Below are 19,304 nucleotides of genomic sequence, written 5' to 3'. Positions count from 1 at the left end.
ATAATCACCCATTTCATTGATGTTTGTCGTTATTATCATTATAATATAGGCTATCATTATACAACATTAAAGTAAGTGAGGTTTCACAATGTTCTACTCGTTTTTACGTGTTCTCGTTAGAATCATCCTTTTTGTGGTCAACGGTCATAACCGTTTCATTAACAAGGACCGCTTACCTGAGGGCAACTACATTCTGGTTGGCCCCCATCGGACCTGGTTTGATCCAATTTACTACGCACTGGCAGCCAGTCCAAAAAAATTTAGTTTTATGGCAAAAATTGAACTGTTCAAGAATCCAATTCTCAGTTTTATCCTGCGCCACGCCAATGCGTTCCCAGTTGACCGGAACCATCCAGGCCCTTCCGCCATTAAAACGCCGGTAAAGACGCTTCGCGATAAGGACCTCTCCTTGGTCATGTTTCCCTCTGGTACGCGCCACTCTCAAGAATTGAAAGGTGGCGTGGCCGTCATCGCAAAAATGGCTAAAGTGCCGATCGTGCCAACCGTGTACCAAGGCCCCTTGACGTTCAAGGAACTATTCAGCCGCCACCCAGTAACAGTGTCCTTCGGAGATCCCTTCTATGTGGATCCAAAGCTGAAGTTAAACGAAGAAGGCTTAGCCAAGGTGGAACATCAGATGCAGTCAGCCTTTGATGCCCTGGATAAGGAGATTGATCCGAATTTTCGGTATGTGGATGTGACGAAGTAGAGTGTGGAGCAAGGCGGTTTAGGGGCAGAATGTAACGGACTCTGGCAGAAAATCCCGGGTTTGGATTTTTTGCCAGAGTCCGTTACATGGCCGCCCCGTGCCTTGCGGAACACGTTTCGGCAAAATAAAGAGAGAGCGCAGAGGCCCGCACCACTCAGTTACTAAAAACCAGAAAAGTCCGGGCCTGACTTTTTGGTCAGAGGCCCTTAAACGTTAGCCCCGTGCTGAGACCGGAACACGTTTCGGCAATATACCCGAAAAACCACGTCGCAAGTACTACTCAGCGGTAAAAGAGCTCATTAAAGTTGCAAACTATCACCCTGATATAAAAAAGCTCAGCATATTTTTTTTAGATATGCTGAGCTTTTTTTGTCTAGAAACTGATCAAGTAACGATGAGTTTGTCTGCTACTTCAATTTTTAAAGTCTATTTTTTTCAGTTTCAGTGCTCCCCTGTTTTATAGCCCTTCCGGTTTTCGGAAAAATGAGGGATCCTGCACAAGGGACCCTGGCTTTCTATGCTGCATAGCCTAAACGCGCTCCGGAAAACTGAGGGCTCCTGCGTAAGGGACTCTGGCAAAAATGCCAAACCCAGGCATTTCTGCCAGAGTCCCTTACGCTCCGCCCTCACCCGTTTTCCTCCGCGCTCTCTAATCCAAATGCGCCGTATTCTGCAACCGAATCATATCATAATAGACACCATGCTGCTGCATCAGCTCATCGTTGGTGCCACGCTCCACGATTCTGCCGCGAGATAATACAAGAATCAGATCTGCGTTTTGAATCGTTGATAATCGGTGCGCAATGGCGATCGTTGTTCGGCCTTCACGCATCTGGTTCAGGCTTCGCTGAATCGTTTGCTCCGTTTCGGTGTCAATGTTGGCCGTTGCTTCATCCAAGATTAAGATCTTGGGATCCGTTACCACCGTTCCGGCAAACGAAATGAGTTGTCGCTGGCCGCTCGAATACCCGCTCCCACGTTCAATAACCCGCGAGTCGTACCCCTTTGGCAAGTCCTCAATAAAGTTATCCGCATTGACAAACCGAGCGGCGGCCCGCACTTGCTGGTCGGATAAGGTCTCGTCAAACATACGAATGTTCGAGGCCACCGTGCCATAAAACAAAAACGGTTCCTGGAGAACTAACCCCATCTTTTGCCGCAGTTCTTTCATATCATACTCGCGAATCGAATGGCCATCGATCAACACTTCGCCAGACTGGTACTCATAAAACCGCATTAAAACGTTGATTGTCGATGTTTTGCCGCTCCCCGTTTCACCAACCAGTGCCACCGTCTGTCCCGGTTCAGCCGTGAAAGAGACATCGTTTAGAACCGGATGCTCGCCGTCATAGGCAAACGTCACGTGCTTAAATTCAATTTTGCCATCCGTGATCTGCCGATTTGCGCGGACATTCTGGGTTGGTGCCGCAGTTGGATCGTTTAAAAGCTTGATGACCCGTGACCCCGATACTACCCCGTCTTGGAAGTCACTCAAATTGTCCATCATGGACGTCATTGGGTTATAAAAATTGTCCACGTAAGTAATAAACGCGTAGATCATCCCAGCCGGAACGTAACCGTTCAGACCCTTCACCCCAAATAATCCCAGCACGACCACAACGCCGAGTGCATAGAACAGGTTAATGATGGGACTCAACAGCAGCGCATTGATGCTAATCATTGCCTTTCGTGTGTCAAAATAGGCATTATTTGTGTGGCTGAATTCGTCACTCATCCGTCTTCCCTGACGAAATTGCTGAATCGTACTGACACCCGTAATTGCTTCAGCCAACCGGGAGTTCAGCTCACTTAACCGTTCTCGCATCCGCCGGTATACCCGCGAACTATACCGCTGGTAGTACCAGATAACGATCATCAGCAACGGCATGAAGGTCAGCAGCAACAGGGCCACCGTTTTGTTTAACATAAACATCGCTATCGCACACGAAACGACTGAAAAAAGGGCAACGATCAGGCTGCTGAATAATTGCCAAAACGTGGAAAACGACATCGTATCGTTCGTTAATCGTGAGACTATCGATCCGCTTGGCACCTGGTCAAAGTACCGCATGCCTAAGCGATGCAATTTTGCAAAGATCCGTCGCCGCACGTTTTCTAGCATGTACTCAGCACCCATGCTGTACAGAAAGTCCTGACCAAATTGCATGACCGCTTTAACGATCATCGTAAATAAATACAGTCCCGCAAAGAACCACATGATCTGATAGTTTGCCTTCCCAACTTTAAGGTAGGTGTCCATATAGATTCGGATAATCGTGGGTAAATAAATGTTCACGACACTGACAGCCGCGGCCAGAACAATGGCGCTGATAAAGTGGCGCCAATAGGGTTTCGCAAATCCGATCAGTTTGCCGACGATTCGAAACTGTTCCTTAATGGGCAGTGAGGTCGCCCACGCCGACTTGCGTTTTGTTTTCTTCATCACTCTTCCCCCCTAACCTTTAACTGCAAGGCTTGCCGGTCAAACATTTGCCGGTACCAGCCGTTGCTTGCCATCAAGGACTCATGATCACCACGTTCAACAACGCGGCCGCCATCCATCACAATGATCTCATCAGCATGCATCACCGAACTCAACCGGTGTGCCGCAATAATGGTGGTCTTATGTTGTCGTTCCTGCCGCAGTTGGCCCAGAATTTGGCTTTCCGTCTCGGCATCAACAGCTGACAGGGCATCATCTAAAATCAGGAGTTCCGGATCGATCATCAACGCGCGGGCAACCGCCAATCGCTGACGCTGACCACCAGAAAGCGAAATCCCATCTTCACCGACCTGCGTGTCATAGCCGTCCGGAAACTGGCTGATCTGGTGCGCCAGGTCGCTCTTTTCAGCAGCGGTTTCAACTTCTGCCATCGACGCGTCAGGGCGCGCAAAGGCAATGTTTTCTCGAACTGAATCAGAAAACATAAAACTGTCTTGCGGCACGTACCCAATCGCTGGCAAGTACGCATCTAACTGGTAATCGCGAACATCGTCACCGGCCATGATGATCCGGCCCTGGTAGTGTTCAAACTGTCGCAAGATCAACCGCATAATGGTGGACTTTCCAGAGCCGACCCGGCCAACGATTCCAAGTGTCTGCCCCTCTTTTACCGTAAAGGCTACATCGGTTAAACTCGGATGGTCATCACCTGGATATTGAAACTGTTGAATATCAAACGTTAAATCGCCCTGAGGCGCAGTTTGCCGCCCACTTTCACCGTCGCTCACTGCCGGGACTTCGTTCAATAAATGCATCACACGGTCATAACTGGCATTCCCACGTTCAAGTGTGTTAAACAGCATTCCAACTGCAAAAATCGGCCAGACCATCATGGCCAGATAGGTGATAAACGTCACGAGATTTCCAATCGTAATCGTCCCGTGAACGACAAGTGACCCGCCAATCACAATGGTTGCAACGTATGCCAGCGCAATGATCAGTGTTGTCAATGGATCAAACATGGCGTCTAATCGGTTCACCCGCCGATTCACGTTGATGGTTTCATCCACCTGATGATTAAAGTCAGCCATATCTTCTCGCTCTTGGCCTAAACTTTTAATAACCTTGATACCCGTAATACTTTCCTGGGCTTTGTTGTTGAGTCGTGAAAACGCAGCTTGTGACTCCCGAAAGGCAATGTTCATCTTTTGGCCAAGATAAAATGCCATGACTGCCAATAGCGGAAATGGCAGGACCGCAATTAAGGTCAAGCGCCAATTAACCAGTGTCATCATTGCAATTAGCGTTGTGCCACCAGTAATGATGGAATCCGCAAACTGTAAAATCCCACCACCAGCAACCCGTTGAATTGCCTGCAAGTCGTTGGTTGCACGGGCCATCAGATCTCCCGTACGGTATTTTTGATAAAATGTTTGGTCCATCACCATGTAATGTTTAAATAGCCGCGTCCGCAGCAAGCGTTCAAGTTCAGCCGCAGCACCCCAGATAGCGGTCCGCCACATGTAGCGGGTCACGTACTGGCCAATGGCTGCCACTACAAGAATAGCTAAATAGATGAGTAATCGCCGCACCGTCAGCCGATGGTCGTTGATGGCGTCGACCACCATCCCGATCAATCGTGGCGGAATAATCGCAAATAAAGCGGTCAACAGTAACCCTAAAACGCCAATTAAGTATGTCCGACGCTCCCGCTTAAAATACCACCCTAGTTTTCGAAAAATACCCCTGGTGTTCTTTCTTACCTCTCATTTCCAATAATCACTTGACTCACATAGAACTAGCGTATCACAGTCTTTAAAAATATACTTAAACAACATCTTGACCCTATCCTGTTAAAAAATAGCAGCCTTTTAAACGCAAACAACTTTAAAACTGTTAATTCTGGAAACTACTAGCCCTTGATAACCTAGGCATGAAACAAAGACGCAATCGGCAATATAAGGCACCTAACACCAAAATCCAACTTGGGTCGGGATTTCAATCTTAGGTGCCATAGACGCTGCGCGAAAATTTTTTCCCGCGTCCAAAATAAAGAGTCAGGACCCGAATACCGGTCCTGACTCAATTATCGACTTATTTTTTACTTGTGTCTTGTTGTTTCATGCTGTTCATCATCTGACGCAGCTTCTTTTCAGACGGGCGTTGTCCCATCTGCATCATCATCGTCCGAAGTTGATCTTCGTTAAATGGCGGGTTTTCTTTGATGTACTTTTCCATGTAGCGCCGTGCGCCAAATAACCCACCGGCAAGACCAACGATCAGTGCGATTGCAACGATCAATATCCAAATACCAGTTGACAAGCGGATGTGCCTCCTTTTTTAAAACTTCCTTAAACAATATTACACAATTCCGCCTGAAATGAAAAGCGGTTCTGGAAAGTTCTCAAAATTTAGTCACGTAAGCCCTTTTTGCGTTGGATTTTTTGGACCTTTTCCGGTGTGACTTCTTTACCCGCCTTATCGAAAACCCGAACCATTTCGATCTGACTCTTAAAGGATTCACGGAACTTCTCTAAATAGCGTTTTCGTAGTTTTTTGCGTTCGATTTCTTCAACTTCAGTAAGCTCGTCTTCCTTGGCCTTCTTAGCCAACTCATTGATCCGAGCAATTAATTTTTTCATTTCATCATCTGCCATATGATCACTCCTTACACGCAGTTTCATATTCTACCAGCATTTGACCGATTTAACAATTGAAATGCCCCCCGATTCTGCCAGAAGTTAACCGTATTTGCCATAACCGAACGTTTGTTTGAAGTTGAATGGGTTTCATGGTACAATAAACACAATAAAACAACGAACTTTCGAGGTAAACTCATGACAAAATCTTCAGAGACAAAACAACTCTCCATTTTGCAATATATTTATGACCAAACACAGGAACACGGATACCCGCCGACCGTTAGAGAAATCGGGGAAGCTGTTGGCCTTAGCTCAACATCGACCGTCCACGGCCACATTGCCCGCCTCACCAAAAAGGGGTACCTCATTAAAGACCCGACCAAGCCCCGGGCACTAGAAGTCACCGATATGGGGATCGACGCACTAGGTATCCAACTGACCCCAACAAAGATTCCAGTGCTTGGTACCGTTACTGCTGGACAGCTAATCTTGGCCGTCCAAGAAGCAGTGGACTACTTCCCCATTCCTGACGAACTTGAAGACGAGGCCAGTGACCTCTTTATGCTGACGATTCGCGGGGAGTCAATGATCAACGATGCTATTTTAAATGGCGATAAGGTCATCGTTAAAAAACAATCAGGCGCAGATAATGGCGACATTGTCATCGCCATGACTGAGGATAATGAAGCGACCTGCAAGCGGTTCTACAAAGAAAAGAATTACTACCGTCTGCAACCGGCAAACGACACCATGGCGCCCATTATTTTGGACAGTGTCACCATTTTGGGTAAGGTCATTGGCGTTTATCGTGACCACATTCAATAAATTGACTTACACCTTAAAAAGACCCTAGCCATCGTTTGACGGCTAGAGTCTTTTTTACTGTCTTAATTATGCTTGCCGATCAACGTACTGGCGCTGGTCATGCCTGATGCCGGTCAACACGAATCTGGCATCATCAGCTCGGGTATCTAACAACACGTCATGCGCGGGCAACTGCTGCTGAAATTGTTGTTCGTATGCTGCCACGGAACATTCACGACGCTGTTTAAAGTAGGCGTCAAACCAATTCCGCAAGTTTAACTGTGGCGTATCCTGAACCAACGTACCGCTATAGAACTCACCCTCAGCACCGGAACCATAGCTGAATAACCCGATCCGGTCGCCCGCCGTTAATTCAGCATTAGCGAGTAACGAGATTAAACTTAAATATAATGACCCTGTGTAGAGATTACCGACCCGCCGGTTATAGGCACGACTCGCTTCAAAGTTTGCCTTTAATATTGCTTGTTGTTGCTCACTAGCCTCAGGCAAGACTGCTCGTAACCCCTTCAATCCCATCTTTGTAAATGGCAAATGATAGGTCAGTGCTGTAAAGTCCGCAATCGTTCGGCCAGTTTGTGCACAGTAGTCGTGGAAGACCGCCTTGAAAAAATCGACATAAATGTTTTCCGAATAACGTCCATCTACTAGGGCTTCCGTCCGGTATAATGGCCGCCAAAAGTCCATGACGTCTTCAGAACGAAAACTAGTCGCATCATCAAGCGCCAAAATTTGTGGGTCAGCCGCAATCGTCATGGCCACTGCCCCACCACCCTGGGTCACTTCACCAGGCGTATTTAAACCGTAACGCGCAATGTCGGCGCCAATAACGAGCACTTGTTTATCCGGATTGGCCCGGACGAAATCCTTGGCTGTTTGCACACCAAAGGTCGCCCCATAACAAGCCTGCTTGACCTCAATCGCTCTGATCTGGTCTGGCAGCTGTAACAACCGTTTCACATACATCGCTGCCGATTTTGAATGGTCAATACCCGACTCCGTGCCAAAAATCACCATTGCGATCTTATCGCGATTATCGTCTGTTATGATCTGGCTGGCTGCACTCGCCGCCATAGTCACAACATCTTGGGTAACTGGAATCACAACCTGCTCACTCTGGCCGATCCCAATGAGATACTTATTGGGATCTTCATTGCGGGCCTGCGCCAACGCTGTCAGGTCTAAATACTGGTTTGGGGCATAAAAGCCAATCTGATCAATTCCTACTTGCATGTTCTGTGCTCCTTTAATCTAATTGTCCATATCCTAAATAATGATAATTATAATCCATTCCGTGCGTATAAAGCGCAAATGCTGCCTCTCGTTCATCCGCAAATGTCACAACTATGGCTGGGGTCGCCCATGACGAATACCCCCAAAACACGGTGTCATCATAATCGTAGCTGTCATTGGGCCGCCGATGAAAGCCCTGGGTGACATCCCAAACGGTCCCGTGGGTGCGCACCCAGTCTTCAGCCAGACCAGCCTTAACTTCTAATAATTGCTCTGAATTATCATTGACCAGCGTGTATAACCGACGCCAATCAATTTGCCAGTCATGCAAGTGCGGCCTATCCTGTGAGTTGCTATATACAGATGACTGTGAGATTACGTTTAATTGAATTGGTGTTAACTCTGAAAACCGCATTCGTTTTCCTCCCGAATCGCGACTTGTAATGTCAGCTCACCATGCTAGAATAACTTTAACACTTAATGTGAGGATGTGTCCTGTGAGACTTCTAACTTCAAACACTTATAATATTTTAATTGCTGTTTTAATCATCGTCTGCGGGCTAGTTGGTGCGCACTATGTAGAACAGTCTTCACTGCGGCACTGGTTGCGCGCGTTATCGCTTGTAGCTGCCGTCTTCCTTGTTTTTATCGGAGCGGTTTGGCTTGGATTAGTTGTGACCTACAACGGGTTTAACCCCATCGTCAATTAAACAAGTGTCAGACTTTAATCCAAATCACTTGTTAATGAAAGCGTCATTATATTAAATTTAGAGTGTGTGTAGCGATTACACAACCAATTTGAGAATGTTGAGGTGTTCAATTTAAAAAGTACAAAAGTACGTGTCATTGCTAACGGTGGCCTAACTGGCGACACTGTTAACCAACTTACCAATGAATTATCAAAGTTTACCTTTAAGATTATGCTCAAGTATAACGGTACCACCACTATCGCTAACAGCAGTTTGGGTGTCATGAGTCTGGGTGTTCCAGCTGATGCCGAAGTTGAGATCAGCGTTGAAGGTGACGATGCGCAGCTACAAGAAGTCATCACGGCATTAACTGACAAGCAATTCGTCAAGACACTTTAAGCACTCGCATTCGCTAACCGTATTGGAGGGATCACGTTGAATCAATACACTATTAACTTTAGTAATCGTGTGACGCACGAAACGGTCACCATTTCGTACAAGATTATTTTGGCCGATCCCGAAGAACACAAAAGTATCACCCAAGTCGGCAGCGTCTCCTACCAACGGTTCGCCTCACAGCATATTTTCTTTCAGTCTGGCCAACCAGCGCTCAACCTCATCCGTGATATTGACGACGCGATGGACGCGGACAAATACCGTCTCGCTACGATCAATTTTGCTTCCAGCGAAGATGAACACGTTCTAAAAGTCCCCTCGAAGGAAGCAATCGTTCAAGTTGTCGCTGAACATCAGGGTGACTCACCACAGATCAAGGTCGCGCACCAACTGCTCCTTGGCTAATTCAAATAGGAGGCTGTAACTTATGGCAGATGCCAGCTTTGAAACAACGTACAGTACCTTTATCGATGCCTTTACAAAGCTCGATTATGATCAACAGCAACAGGTTCTTCAAGCCCTTAATGAGTTGTCGGCAGCAAGAAAGAACCGTCATTAAATTAATTGTATATAGCAATAGTGAAAAAGGCTGGTATTCCTGATACCAGCCTTTTTCCTTTTATTAGCAATACTCACCGCAATAACCATCAAGCAATTATTATCGTTATCTTGCGTTGAAGCGTATACTGAACATAAAGGGAGGTCCTCATTACCATGACCGAAGAACCAAAGAAATCGACCTTTAAAAAAATCGCACGAGGCGTTCGTGGCACCTGTCCACAATGTCGCCGTCCAATGACAATCTATCACGGCATCAACCACTGTCCTTCATGTGGCTATATTTTTAAATCTAATTTTGACCCTAAATAACCACCTAAAAATGATCCAGCTGACACCCCTTTTGGCCGTCGAGCTGGATCATTTTTGAGTCTTATTTTTTAGCTTTAGTCACGACTACACGGTATCCTGGTGGGCAATGTGAAAAGCTGCTTATTGGTTGTCCCTGCTGTTGGTTACGCCTCCGGATCTTCTTGCGCATTGACCACCAGCACCCGAACAGTGGCGTGGCGCACCACATAGGCAGTGGTCGATCCAATGAGTAACCGATTGATTGCATCCGCCCCCGATTTACCAATCACGATCAGATCAATGTCTTCACTCTGACAATAATCCACAATGACATTTTTCGGGATACCCGTTTTGATCACACTCGTTGTCTGAATACCGGCCTTATCAGTGATTGCCCGTCCTTGAGCGAGTAATCTTTCTGCCCGCTCACGATAATCTTTTGTAATATCTGTTGCAATGCTCCCTGACGCTGCAATCCAGTTACTATTGTTCACCACTGTCAGTAACGTTAGTTTCGCGCCAAAAACACGACTTAGTTCAATAGCTTCTTGAAGCGCCTGATTTGAATTTGCACTGCCATCTAAGGGGACCAAAATGTGTTGATACATTATCATGACTCCTTTCGGTAGGTACTGCCGCCGGGTGTCTGTTCTCGCTGTTTCATCCTATAGTGTTATTATCACCAAATAATGCCAGAATAGCAATGTAAATGCCCACGTTTTCATCCCATTATTTTCCCAATTTGGAACACTATCGCCAACGAGAAAAACAGACAGTTATTAGTAAACTGTCTCGTTTATGAAATTTTCATCATCTCGAGTCATTAACGCTAGCAATTCCGCTCAGAATCAGTTACATTAGAGCATGTGATTTCTTTGCAAAGGAGTGTTTACAAATGCAATTAACAAAAGCAACCATCGCCGATTTAGACAATATCGTGGCGATTTTAAGTGACGGGCGTGATCAGCTCGCGGAAAAAGGTGTCGACCAGTGGCAGGGGGACTACCCTTCCGCTGACCAAATCACTGACGACATCAATCACGGCTTTGCATATCTTGCCCATGCCGACGATAACCAAACAGTTGGGGCGATCGCAATCGTCACAGCACCAGACCATTCATACGATACCATGACGGGCGACTGGCTGAATCATAACGACAACTACCTGGTGATTCACCGGGTCGCTATCCATTCAAACCACGGTGGCAAAGGCTATGCAACGCAACTATTTGAAAGTGTGATCAGTCACGTTGAGGCCAACCACCCTGAAATCGATAGTATTCGCATTGATACCCACGCCGATAATAAGGCCATGCAACACCTGATCGATAAAATGAACTTCACTAAAGTCGGTGAAATTTACGGCGTCTATCACAAGGATGATATTAGTTACGTATATGAACGACTGACGTCTAATCCAAAAACGATGCCCCATGCCAGCTAAATTCACCACCAACGTCTGAGAGATGATCTCAGACGTTTTTTTATGCACATATTCTTTTGATGACACAAAAAAAGCCCATTCCCTCACGGGAATCGACATCTTTTGGTAGTTGAGAATAAGTACGTTCGTACTGGAAAGTATGCTGACAAGAATACACCCAATAAATTTATTTGTAAACAATTTGTACGATAATTTTCGACTTTTAAAGCGCTATCATCTTGTTTTTTGGCAATATTAACTTTTGTGTTGGCAAAACAACTCGCCGAATCCCTTTTTTCAACCCATGCTAAATAAAAAGCGCGCCCACCACACCGGTGAACACGCTTAACCATTTATTTACCTAACATGAGTCCCATTGTACTCAAGTTATTATGTCATTTTATGCCGGTTTCTACTAAATTTCAAGAGGTGTTTTGTACTGGTATTGCCAGTTGAGACAGTATTTCAATCAAGCCGTACTTTGCCTAATAGAATGCTGATTTAAGCTTGTTTTAAGGCCATCGAAGTTATTATAATAGTGACAATCACTAATCACTAAACTGAACTTAAATATCGCTATAGGTGTGTTCACTTCAACAATATTGCTATCAACAGTGCTATTCTTGAACCGCATCTAGGCAAAAGGATGCGTAATATGACCGAAAAAATAATTATGCCTGCCGTGGCAGACGACCTCACCGACCATTACCTGACAAAGCAGGGCTTTGAAGTCTTGACCGTTGACAATCCAGACGCAGAAAATATCCTAGCGACTGCTCCGGACGCTGCCGCCGTCATGATGATCAGCAATAAAATTCCCAATTCGTTGTACGATAAAATGCCCAACTTAAAAATTCTCGCTCGGCGCGGTGTTGGGTACGACAATATTGACGTCGCATTTGCTGCGAAAAAAGGGGTTTGGGTAACGAATACGCCCGGTGCCAACGCTGTCAGTGTTGCTGAGGCTGCTGTTCTGGATATCATGCTGATGGCCCGGCAATTCGATGCCATTTCAAAAAAAACTGCGCGCCGGCGACTGGACTGGTGGTTACCACATCATGGGGCATGATTTAATTGGGGCAACAGTTGGTATTGTTGGTTACGGCCATATCGGTCAAGCAGTCGCCAAAATTTTAAGCAGTTTTGGCGTTACCGTTTTGATCTATAACCGGACCCACTACGAGACCGCCTATGGCGAATATGTCGACTGGGACACCCTCTTTAAGACAGCCGACTTTGTAACCCTTCACCTCGCAGCTGTCCCAGAAACGACGAAAATCATCAACGCGGAAACACTCGCTCTAATGAAGCCCACCGCCTCGCTAATTAATTTGGCCCGTGGTGCGATTGTAGACGAGGAAGCACTAGAGTAACTGCCCTACGTGAGAAAAAGCTCGCAGGCGCCGCTTTAGACGTCTATGAGAAGGAACCCATCACCACGGACAATCCGCTTTTATCCTTGGACAACGTTTTCGTAACCCCTCACGTTGGATCCAACACCGTTGAATCCAACCAACGCATGGCTATGGGCGCTGCCAAGATGATTGAACAGGTTCTTCGGGGGCAGAAACCGCAGTGGGCCGTGAATGCGCCTGAAGTGTAATTAATATAATTTAATTTCAAAAAAAAGACGCGCTTTACCTCTTTGTCAAAACCGTTAATCTCAATAGTTAATGATGACTAAAACCCTTGCAAGTTATCTCAGTTTTGGTATAATTATTTAGTGTTGTTAGTTAATGGAGAGTTGGCAGAGTGGTAATGCACCGGACTCGAAATCCGGCGAACCGGCTAATACCGGCGCGCAGGTTCAAATCCTGTACTCTCCTTATATTTTTAAAGGTTTTGACGACCATTTGATGTGGTTGTCAAAACCTTTTTTTGTTTTTAATTCTGTCTCGTGTTGATGTGGGAATGAAACTATCAAAAAAAGTGTGGTAAGTCTACTTGTCCAAATAGGATTTGTAAGCTTACCACACTTTTTTATTCACGTTTTTCAATTTGATAATGATTATTTTAGCATTTGGATTTCTAGCAGTCGAGGTGAAATGCGTTCTGCAGCCATGGTGGCCACGTAACATGGCTTTGGGAAAAATGGCAGTTTAGGCATTTTTTGTTTTACTTTCTATTAGCCTCGAGCCGAAACGTGTTCCGCCCTCAAACCGCCTTGCTCCACACTCTTTAATACTCCATCAAACTAAAAATATCATGCCCCTTAATCTTATCACGGCCATGAAGGTCCTTCAGTTCAATAATAAAGGCAGTTCCCACAACGATACCGCCAAGGTCTTCAACTAATTGAATCGTTGCAGCAATTGTGCCACCCGTTGCCAACAAGTCATCAGTCACTAAGACACGCTGACCTGGCTTGATTGCATCCTTGTGCAAGTACAAAGCACTTGTACCATATTCAAGGCTGTACGTTGCTTTAACAGTCTCTCGGGGTAACTTCCCCTCCTTACGAGCTGGTGCAAAGCCAACGCCTAATTCATAAGCGACTGGGCAACCCACGATGAACCCGCGAGCTTCTGGGCCCACAATCATTTCAACGTTCTTGCCACGCGCGTAGTCCACCAGCTGGTCAGTTGCATAACGGTAGGCTTCACCGTCTGCCATCAATGGGGAAATGTCCCGGAACATCACGCCGGGTTCTGGATAATCTGGAACAGTCGCGATGTATTGGGTTAAATCAATTGCCATTTTAAATAAACTCCTTTATTTATCGGCTGTAAAGCTCGTCAAAAGTTGTTTTAGAACCGCTGATTCGCTATACAGTAGCTGTTTCTCGGTTTCAATCTGGGTTTGTCGGGATTGATAACTCGGTGCCGTTTCGATCTTCTGATTCGCCGGCTGTGCAATGGGGGTTAATTGACCGTTCTCAATGGTTACAAAGTGCAGTTCCGAAAAGATCTGAAGCATTAAAACGAGTTGACTGGCGTCGATCTTCAAATAGGCGGCTAATTCAGCCATCCGTTTGCCAACGTCCACGTTTTGATGCGTTTTAACGAACCTAAACAGTTTAGCATATTGTGCGCGTTCTGGCATCCCCAAAAGGTAATGACTTTGCTTAAGATAAAAATAAGCAACGATTCGATCAGCCGTAATATGGCCCAAAACCCGCTGTAGATCAGCAATTGAGGCAGGACAATCCACTAAAAATAGCGTGTTGATCTTTTGGTCAGAAATTTCTTGTCCAGCCGTAACAACGATACTTACCGCGGTTGGCGGCAATTGCGTTCGGAGTTGCTCGTAGACTCGTTGATTAAAGAAGACATAGGTACCAGCTTCACTGAACATCGTTTTGTGCAGCTGCTGAGTCCGTTTATCTTCAACGACCATGCCGGTTACAGCGATATCTTTAACCATCAACTGCATATTGGTCCGGCCCTGCCACACATTAATGTCGATCTGTGCCAACAATTTCACTTGATCAGGCGCACTGGCTAACACCGGTGCAAGCGCACCCTGGCCAAAATCAATGGCATCCACCGCCTGACCGTTATCTTCGACCTTAAACTTCAAATGTTTGCCGTCAGCCCCGATGGCCTTCACATTTTGTAAGGTTTCAGGATCGAACGCAAACAATGGGACCGGGTTATCGGTACCAAATGGTGCGAGACGCTGAAGTTGTTCATACAACGGCATCGTCACCTTGTCAGCCGTTAACCGTGCGGCAACGTTAAGCTGGCCCTTAGGTTGATCAGTGAGATGCTGCGTTTCAGCAGCGTCATCAAACGCCGTCTGAAGTGCCGTTAGCTGATCGGCTTTGGCCGTCATTCCGACGGCACCAGCGTGACCCCCAAAGGCAACCATCAGGTCACGGTGCCCATCAAAGGCTTCAAATAAGTTGAAACCAGCCACACTTCTACCGGAACCCTTGGCGGTATTGCTATCAGGATTCACGTTCAAGACGACGGTCGGCTTCCCCATCGTTTCAACGACCTTGCTGGCGACGATTCCTAAAACGCCTTCGTGCCAGTGTTCACCTGTAATGACCAATGCTGGGTGGTCGCGGTGATCAGCATCCTGTGCTTGTGTCAAAGCTGTCTCACTAATATCCGCAACCAGTTGCTGGCGATACTTATTCTGTTTTTCAGTTAGTTGCGCAAGCTCACTTGCCCGCTCATCGTCCAGGGTCGTTAACAACTCAACGGCCGGGGCGGCATCATCTAGGCGTCCCAGTGCGTTGAGTCGCGGTGCAATGCCAAAACCAATGGATTGTTCCGTTAATTGGCTGGGATCGATGCCCGCGCCCTGCATCAGATTCACAAGGCCCAAACGATCCGTTTGCGCTAAAATCTTAAGGCCAAGGGAAACGAGGACCCGATTCTCGTCCACGACTGGCACAAGGTCAGCAACCGTCCCAATAGCAGCAAGATCTAAGAGTTCCTGTGGGACCTCTTCTAATAGTGCAGTGGCCACTTTAAAAGCCACCCCAGCACCGGAGAGCCCCCCAAATGGGTAATCTCCTTCTGGATGCCGCGGATGAATCACGGCTGCAGCGTCCGGTAACGTTTCAGGCAGTTCATGGTGGTCAGTCACCACCACATCGCATCCCAGTTCATTAGCACGAGCAATGGCATCATGACCAGAAACCCCGTTGTCAACGGTAACGATCAGTTGGGTACCCCCTTCAATCAGCCGCTCAAACGCTGCTGTGTTAGGGCCGTACCCATCTACAAACCGATTGGGAATAAAGTAGTCAACGTTAGCACCGAACTGATCAAGCGTTTCATACATGATGGCCGTACTTGTCACACCATCCGCATCATAATCACCATAAATCGTGACTTTTTCAGCGTTCATGATGGCGTTTTGAATCCGATCGACCCCCTTTTGCATATCGTGCATCGCAAATGGGTCGTGCAATTGACTCAGGTCTGGCGTCAAAAACGTCTGCATTGTGTCAATGGTATCGTACCCCCGATTGATCAAAATTTGCGCGATCATCGGGTCAATCTTCAGTTGTTCAGCGGCCTGTTGGGCTGCTTCCGTCGGTTGGTCAACATCTTTGACCTGCCAATCATAGTGCGATTCGATCACTTACGGTCATCCTTTTCGTTTTGATCCTGCGTTGTTTGAGCCGCCTTGTTTTGCTCAGCGACCGCCCCAGTAATACGCCGGTTATGCTGTTTGACAGTTTCCGGTTCAAGCTTAGTTGCCGGCTGATCAGGCTGCTGTTTGTCCTGCCGGCGTTTTTGAAAATGCGTCACCGTCGTCAGCAAAAACATCAGCAGTGCACCAATGAACACCGCACCCAGCAACACAATGACCAGTGGCCAGCGAACGGTCACGAACCCAAAATTGATTGGAACCGGTGTCACGTTTAAAATCGAAAAAACGGCAATAATGATAATCAAGATAATGCCTAATATCAACTGTCCTTGACGTTTCAACCCCATCGTCCCCCTAGTTTGTTTGACGTTCTTTATCAAACGGAATATCGATTAAATCGAAATCCTTAACGACCTTCGTCCGCGGAAAGATCGACTTGGCCTGTTTTTCAAGCTCTAACGCCATTTTTCCGGTATAACGTGCCGAAATATGGTTGAGCAATAGCCGACCAACGTGCCCGTCACGGGCGATATTTGCAGCCTGCATATTTGTTGAGTGGTAGTAGTTATGTGCTAAATTGGCTTCGTCCTTCGCAAACGTGCTCTCGTGCACCAGCACATCCGCATTTTCAGCCAACACACTGCTATTCGGTGTCCGTCTGGTATCACCTAAAATCGCGATAATTCGGCCTTTCTGTGCGTGCCCGATATAGTCGTGACCGTTGATCACCCGACCGTCAGGCAGTGTGACCGTTTTTCCAGCTTTCAGCTGGCCGTAGACGGGACCGGACGGAATCTGGTCCTCCCGCAATTTATCAACCATCAATTCACCCTGATGGTCGTGCTCTTCAATGCGATACCCAAAGCATTCGATCTTATGATCCAGCTTGCGCGCATAGACGGTAAACTTATCATCGCTATAGATTTCACCTTCGTTTTCAATTTCAACAAATTCAATGTAGTACGACAACTTGGTTTCGGAAACCTTTAAGCTCGTCAACACAAAGTTGCGAATGCCCTTTGGACCATAAATCGTTAATTTTTCGTTGCCACCCTGAAATGAGCGACTGCTCAGCAACCCAGGCAGACCAAAAATATGGTCGCCGTGCAGGTGGGTAATAAATATTTTATCAATTTTACGTGGCCGAATGGTCGTCCGTAAGATTTGATGCTGCGTGCCTTCACCGGCATCAAACAGCCAAATTGAATTCCGTTCTTCAAGTAGGCGAAGTGCCAAACTGCTGACGTTTCTAAATTTTCCCGGGGAACCAGCACCCGTACCTAAAAATTCTATTTGCATTTATGTCGTCCTTTTCTAATGTTAAGTCCGCAGGTGAGCGCAATGGTCGCCATAACTGAGATGTTCATTTCAGTTCGTCACCACCGCTCACCTCAACCTTACAATTGTAGCATATGCCACCCTAATTTTCGTCCTTTAACGTCGATTAAAATTGGAATCTTTGCTGTTCCTTTCTGAACTGCGAAGATGGTGGTTCTGCCAAAGTACGGTATAATGAGATACGACACACCATGGTATCAGCAATATCAAGGAGGCCAGCATGAACGTCATTGAATTAAAGATCCTGACCAGTCACTTTGATCCCGCATTGAAGATTGCTTTGGATCAGGATCCCATTGTGCCGATTACGCGCATCACACTGGATCATGACGGCTTGCAGTTTATCAGTCAGGCCGGGCATGAGCCTTTAGATCTGGCCACATTGAAGCACCAAACAAGAGAGTTAAAGGGGCAGCCGACCCTCTTTTATCAGGGGCAACGACTATTTGGCTTTCGCCATAGTCAAAAATGGCTGTTATTTAAATAAGGGGGAATCATCACATGAGTCATCGCAATCACTTGTGGGTCGCCGGTCTAGCCGTCATCGCTATTTCCTTAGCCGGCTGCCAGCAATCCACCAAGAGTCAAGCAACCTCGTCGGGATCACAATCCTCACAGGCAAGCCAGTCTTCAACAAAAAAGGCAGAATCTGCGGCGAGTGCGTCGTCGTCTAACAACACCGTTGCAACAATGAAGAATTATCAAGTACCAGCTAGTGAAAAACAGAAAAAATCGTATGTTAAGTCTGGCCTGCTCACGATTCCAGGTGAATTTTCGTACGACAAAGCGGGCACAAAGTTAACGTTGAAAAAGAAACAGAACTCCACTCGAAAAACGGCTAGTACCGGATTAAGTTACCAAATGATCAGTACCAAGATGATCACGAACAGCGCCAAAACGTCGGCGGCTAAGCAAATGGCTGAACAGGCCTTTAATGTGACCACCATCGCTAACCCCTACCAGACCATTCAGATCAACTTTAAAATTAACAACCAGCTTGATCAAGATGTTCGGACTGATGGGATCAATAAGGTTGTCTTTAACGGCACCAATACTGCAACAAGTGCCAGCGGTCTCAGCGACAGCAGTGCTGGCCAGACCATTAAGGCACACCAAACAAGAACCTTTCACGCCATGGTGTTGACGGGAACCGCTGACACTACTGTGACGAAACTTGCCATTCAGTTTTCCGGCAGTTTTTCTGCTAATGGTGAAAAACGGTCTTCGTCGCCGAAGACGTTGGATGTTGCATTGAATTAGAGATTCTTTGAATAATTGAGACACAAAAAGACCGGGAATTGACGTTCCCGGTCTTTTTGTGGTTTTATGGTTTCGTTGAACCTGATTATACAATTGACACATTGCATGTTAGGCAGTTCTGGCACTCAAGCCACATCTGGTTATAAGTCCGTGCCTTTCTTGGCTGCCTTGCCAAAACACGGTACAGAAGGCAGGCGTTGCATGTAAGGCACTTTCGGAACCAAATCCACATCTGGTTGAAGGCCCGCCTTTCTTGGCTACTTTGCCGAAACGCGTTCCCGAAGGCAAGAGTTGCATGTAAAGCACTTTCGGGACCAAATCCACATCTGGTTGAAGGCCGCGCCTTTCTTGGCTACCTTGCCGAAACGCGTTTCGGAAGGCAAGGGGCGGCCATGTAAGGGACTCTAACAAAAATGCCAAGTTCAGGCATTTCTGTTAGAGCCCCTTA

Annotated in this window: 24 protein-coding genes and 1 tRNA gene; 14 read left to right on the top strand and 11 right to left on the bottom strand. The window is 46.6% G+C overall.

Features of this window, described 5'->3' with window-relative positions; translation table 11 throughout:
- The first annotated feature begins 88 nt into the window (after positions 1-88).
- The gene (locus tag AYR61_RS11120; protein ID WP_054707721.1) at positions 89-709 is read left to right on the top strand and encodes a lysophospholipid acyltransferase family protein; all 621 of its coding nucleotides are present in this window, start codon (positions 89-91) and stop codon (positions 707-709) included.
- A gap of 649 nt (positions 710-1,358) precedes the next feature.
- On the opposite strand, the gene AYR61_RS11115 is transcribed toward AYR61_RS11120, so the two are convergent.
- The 4 genes from AYR61_RS11115 to AYR61_RS11100 form a co-directional block, all read right to left on the bottom strand.
- Positions 1,359-3,152: an ABC transporter ATP-binding protein gene (locus tag AYR61_RS11115; protein ID WP_065903013.1), complete on the bottom strand. Its 1,794-nt coding sequence runs from the start codon at positions 3,150-3,152 to the stop codon at positions 1,359-1,361.
- Complete coding sequence (locus AYR61_RS11110) at positions 3,152-4,894, bottom strand: ABC transporter ATP-binding protein (RefSeq protein ID WP_065903012.1); 1,743 nt, start codon at positions 4,892-4,894, stop codon at positions 3,152-3,154. The genes AYR61_RS11115 and AYR61_RS11110 overlap by 1 nt, the downstream gene beginning before the upstream one ends.
- Positions 4,895-5,246: 352 nt before the next feature.
- Complete coding sequence (locus tag AYR61_RS11105; RefSeq protein WP_191982305.1) at positions 5,247-5,480, bottom strand: YneF family protein; 234 nt, start codon at positions 5,478-5,480, stop codon at positions 5,247-5,249.
- An 83-nt stretch (positions 5,481-5,563) separates the two neighbouring features.
- Entirely contained in the window at positions 5,564-5,809 is a 246-nt protein-coding gene (locus tag AYR61_RS11100) for a DUF896 domain-containing protein (RefSeq protein WP_056987863.1), read from the bottom strand.
- A gap of 180 nt (positions 5,810-5,989) precedes the next feature.
- Here AYR61_RS11100 and lexA point away from each other — a divergent pair, with 180 nt between their 5' ends.
- A complete protein-coding gene (gene lexA / locus AYR61_RS11095; RefSeq protein ID WP_065903008.1) occupies positions 5,990-6,619 on the top strand; it encodes a transcriptional repressor LexA in 630 nt (209 codons plus the stop codon).
- Between the two features lie 66 nt (positions 6,620-6,685).
- Here lexA and AYR61_RS11090 read toward each other — a convergent pair whose 3' ends face one another.
- The gene (locus tag AYR61_RS11090; protein ID WP_054707732.1) at positions 6,686-7,849 is read right to left on the bottom strand and encodes a hydroxymethylglutaryl-CoA synthase; all 1,164 of its coding nucleotides are present in this window, start codon (positions 7,847-7,849) and stop codon (positions 6,686-6,688) included.
- Positions 7,850-7,862: 13 nt separating this feature from the next.
- Complete coding sequence (locus AYR61_RS11085) at positions 7,863-8,264, bottom strand: hypothetical protein (RefSeq protein ID WP_065903006.1); 402 nt, start codon at positions 8,262-8,264, stop codon at positions 7,863-7,865.
- A gap of 82 nt (positions 8,265-8,346) precedes the next feature.
- Between AYR61_RS11085 and AYR61_RS15210 the strand changes: the two genes are divergently transcribed.
- The 5 genes from AYR61_RS15210 to AYR61_RS14960 all read left to right on the top strand — a co-directional run bounded on the left by AYR61_RS15210 (position 8,347) and on the right by AYR61_RS14960 (position 9,804).
- Entirely contained in the window at positions 8,347-8,559 is a 213-nt protein-coding gene (locus AYR61_RS15210; protein ID WP_156770481.1) for a hypothetical protein, read from the top strand.
- 102 nt (positions 8,560-8,661) lie between these two features.
- On the top strand, positions 8,662-8,937 hold the full coding sequence (locus AYR61_RS11080) for an HPr family phosphocarrier protein (protein WP_065903004.1): 276 nt from the start codon (positions 8,662-8,664) through the stop codon (positions 8,935-8,937).
- A 36-nt stretch (positions 8,938-8,973) separates the two neighbouring features.
- The gene (locus AYR61_RS11075) at positions 8,974-9,339 is read left to right on the top strand and encodes a hypothetical protein (RefSeq protein WP_054707741.1); all 366 of its coding nucleotides are present in this window, start codon (positions 8,974-8,976) and stop codon (positions 9,337-9,339) included.
- A gap of 22 nt (positions 9,340-9,361) precedes the next feature.
- Complete coding sequence (locus AYR61_RS15720) at positions 9,362-9,493, top strand: hypothetical protein (protein ID WP_263849985.1); 132 nt, start codon at positions 9,362-9,364, stop codon at positions 9,491-9,493.
- A gap of 155 nt (positions 9,494-9,648) precedes the next feature.
- Positions 9,649-9,804 carry a 50S ribosomal protein L4 gene (locus AYR61_RS14960; RefSeq protein WP_082409133.1) on the top strand — a complete coding sequence of 52 codons (156 nt, stop codon included), beginning with the start codon at positions 9,649-9,651 and terminating at the stop codon, positions 9,802-9,804.
- Positions 9,805-9,947: 143 nt separating this feature from the next.
- On the opposite strand, the gene AYR61_RS11070 is transcribed toward AYR61_RS14960, so the two are convergent.
- On the bottom strand, positions 9,948-10,391 hold the full coding sequence (locus tag AYR61_RS11070) for a universal stress protein (protein WP_065903002.1): 444 nt from the start codon (positions 10,389-10,391) through the stop codon (positions 9,948-9,950).
- A gap of 287 nt (positions 10,392-10,678) precedes the next feature.
- Between AYR61_RS11070 and AYR61_RS11065 the strand changes: the two genes are divergently transcribed.
- The 5 genes from AYR61_RS11065 to AYR61_RS11055 all read left to right on the top strand — a co-directional run bounded on the left by AYR61_RS11065 (position 10,679) and on the right by AYR61_RS11055 (position 13,032).
- Positions 10,679-11,227, top strand: a complete 549-nt coding sequence (locus tag AYR61_RS11065) for a GNAT family N-acetyltransferase (protein ID WP_065903000.1) — start codon at positions 10,679-10,681, stop codon at positions 11,225-11,227.
- 634 nt (positions 11,228-11,861) lie between these two features.
- Positions 11,862-12,275 carry a Rossmann-fold NAD(P)-binding domain-containing protein gene (locus AYR61_RS14955; protein WP_191982247.1) on the top strand — a complete coding sequence of 138 codons (414 nt, stop codon included), beginning with the start codon at positions 11,862-11,864 and terminating at the stop codon, positions 12,273-12,275.
- Positions 12,265-12,579 (top strand): NAD(P)-dependent oxidoreductase, encoded by a 315-nt coding sequence (locus tag AYR61_RS15715; RefSeq protein WP_263850086.1) that lies wholly within the window; start codon positions 12,265-12,267, stop codon positions 12,577-12,579. The genes AYR61_RS14955 and AYR61_RS15715 overlap by 11 nt, the downstream gene beginning before the upstream one ends.
- Before the next feature lie 86 nt (positions 12,580-12,665).
- Complete coding sequence (locus AYR61_RS15710; RefSeq protein ID WP_082615674.1) at positions 12,666-12,809, top strand: hypothetical protein; 144 nt, start codon at positions 12,666-12,668, stop codon at positions 12,807-12,809.
- A gap of 135 nt (positions 12,810-12,944) precedes the next feature.
- A tRNA-Ser gene (locus AYR61_RS11055) sits at positions 12,945-13,032 on the top strand.
- Positions 13,033-13,384: 352 nt separating this feature from the next.
- On the opposite strand, the gene AYR61_RS11050 is transcribed toward AYR61_RS11055, so the two are convergent.
- From AYR61_RS11050 to rnz, 4 genes are read right to left on the bottom strand one after another with little or no spacing between them, the layout of a single operon-like run.
- Positions 13,385-13,903 carry an adenine phosphoribosyltransferase gene (locus AYR61_RS11050; RefSeq protein WP_056987868.1) on the bottom strand — a complete coding sequence of 173 codons (519 nt, stop codon included), beginning with the start codon at positions 13,901-13,903 and terminating at the stop codon, positions 13,385-13,387.
- 15 nt (positions 13,904-13,918) lie between these two features.
- Entirely contained in the window at positions 13,919-16,246 is a 2,328-nt protein-coding gene (gene recJ / locus AYR61_RS11045) for a single-stranded-DNA-specific exonuclease RecJ (protein ID WP_065902998.1), read from the bottom strand.
- Positions 16,243-16,599, bottom strand: coding sequence for a LapA family protein (locus AYR61_RS11040; protein WP_065911917.1), 357 nt, complete (start codon positions 16,597-16,599; stop codon positions 16,243-16,245). Before AYR61_RS11040 ends, recJ begins: the two co-directional genes overlap by 4 nt.
- A 13-nt stretch (positions 16,600-16,612) precedes the next feature.
- Positions 16,613-17,557 (bottom strand): ribonuclease Z, encoded by a 945-nt coding sequence (gene rnz / locus AYR61_RS11035; protein WP_056987874.1) that lies wholly within the window; start codon positions 17,555-17,557, stop codon positions 16,613-16,615.
- 259 nt (positions 17,558-17,816) lie between these two features.
- Between rnz and AYR61_RS11030 the strand changes: the two genes are divergently transcribed.
- Together AYR61_RS11030 and AYR61_RS11025 are read left to right on the top strand one after the other, a co-directional pair.
- Positions 17,817-18,083 carry a hypothetical protein gene (locus tag AYR61_RS11030; RefSeq protein ID WP_065902996.1) on the top strand — a complete coding sequence of 89 codons (267 nt, stop codon included), beginning with the start codon at positions 17,817-17,819 and terminating at the stop codon, positions 18,081-18,083.
- Positions 18,084-18,097: 14 nt separating this feature from the next.
- Positions 18,098-18,856, top strand: coding sequence for a hypothetical protein (locus AYR61_RS11025; RefSeq protein WP_065902994.1), 759 nt, complete (start codon positions 18,098-18,100; stop codon positions 18,854-18,856).
- Positions 18,857-19,304 lie beyond the last annotated feature (448 nt).

It is taken from the genome of Secundilactobacillus paracollinoides (assembly GCF_001702155.1).
GTDB classification, from domain to species: domain Bacteria; phylum Bacillota; class Bacilli; order Lactobacillales; family Lactobacillaceae; genus Secundilactobacillus; species Secundilactobacillus paracollinoides.
The sequence above is the reverse complement of the archived record's forward strand: the minus strand, read 5'-3'. Positions and strand labels throughout refer to the sequence as shown.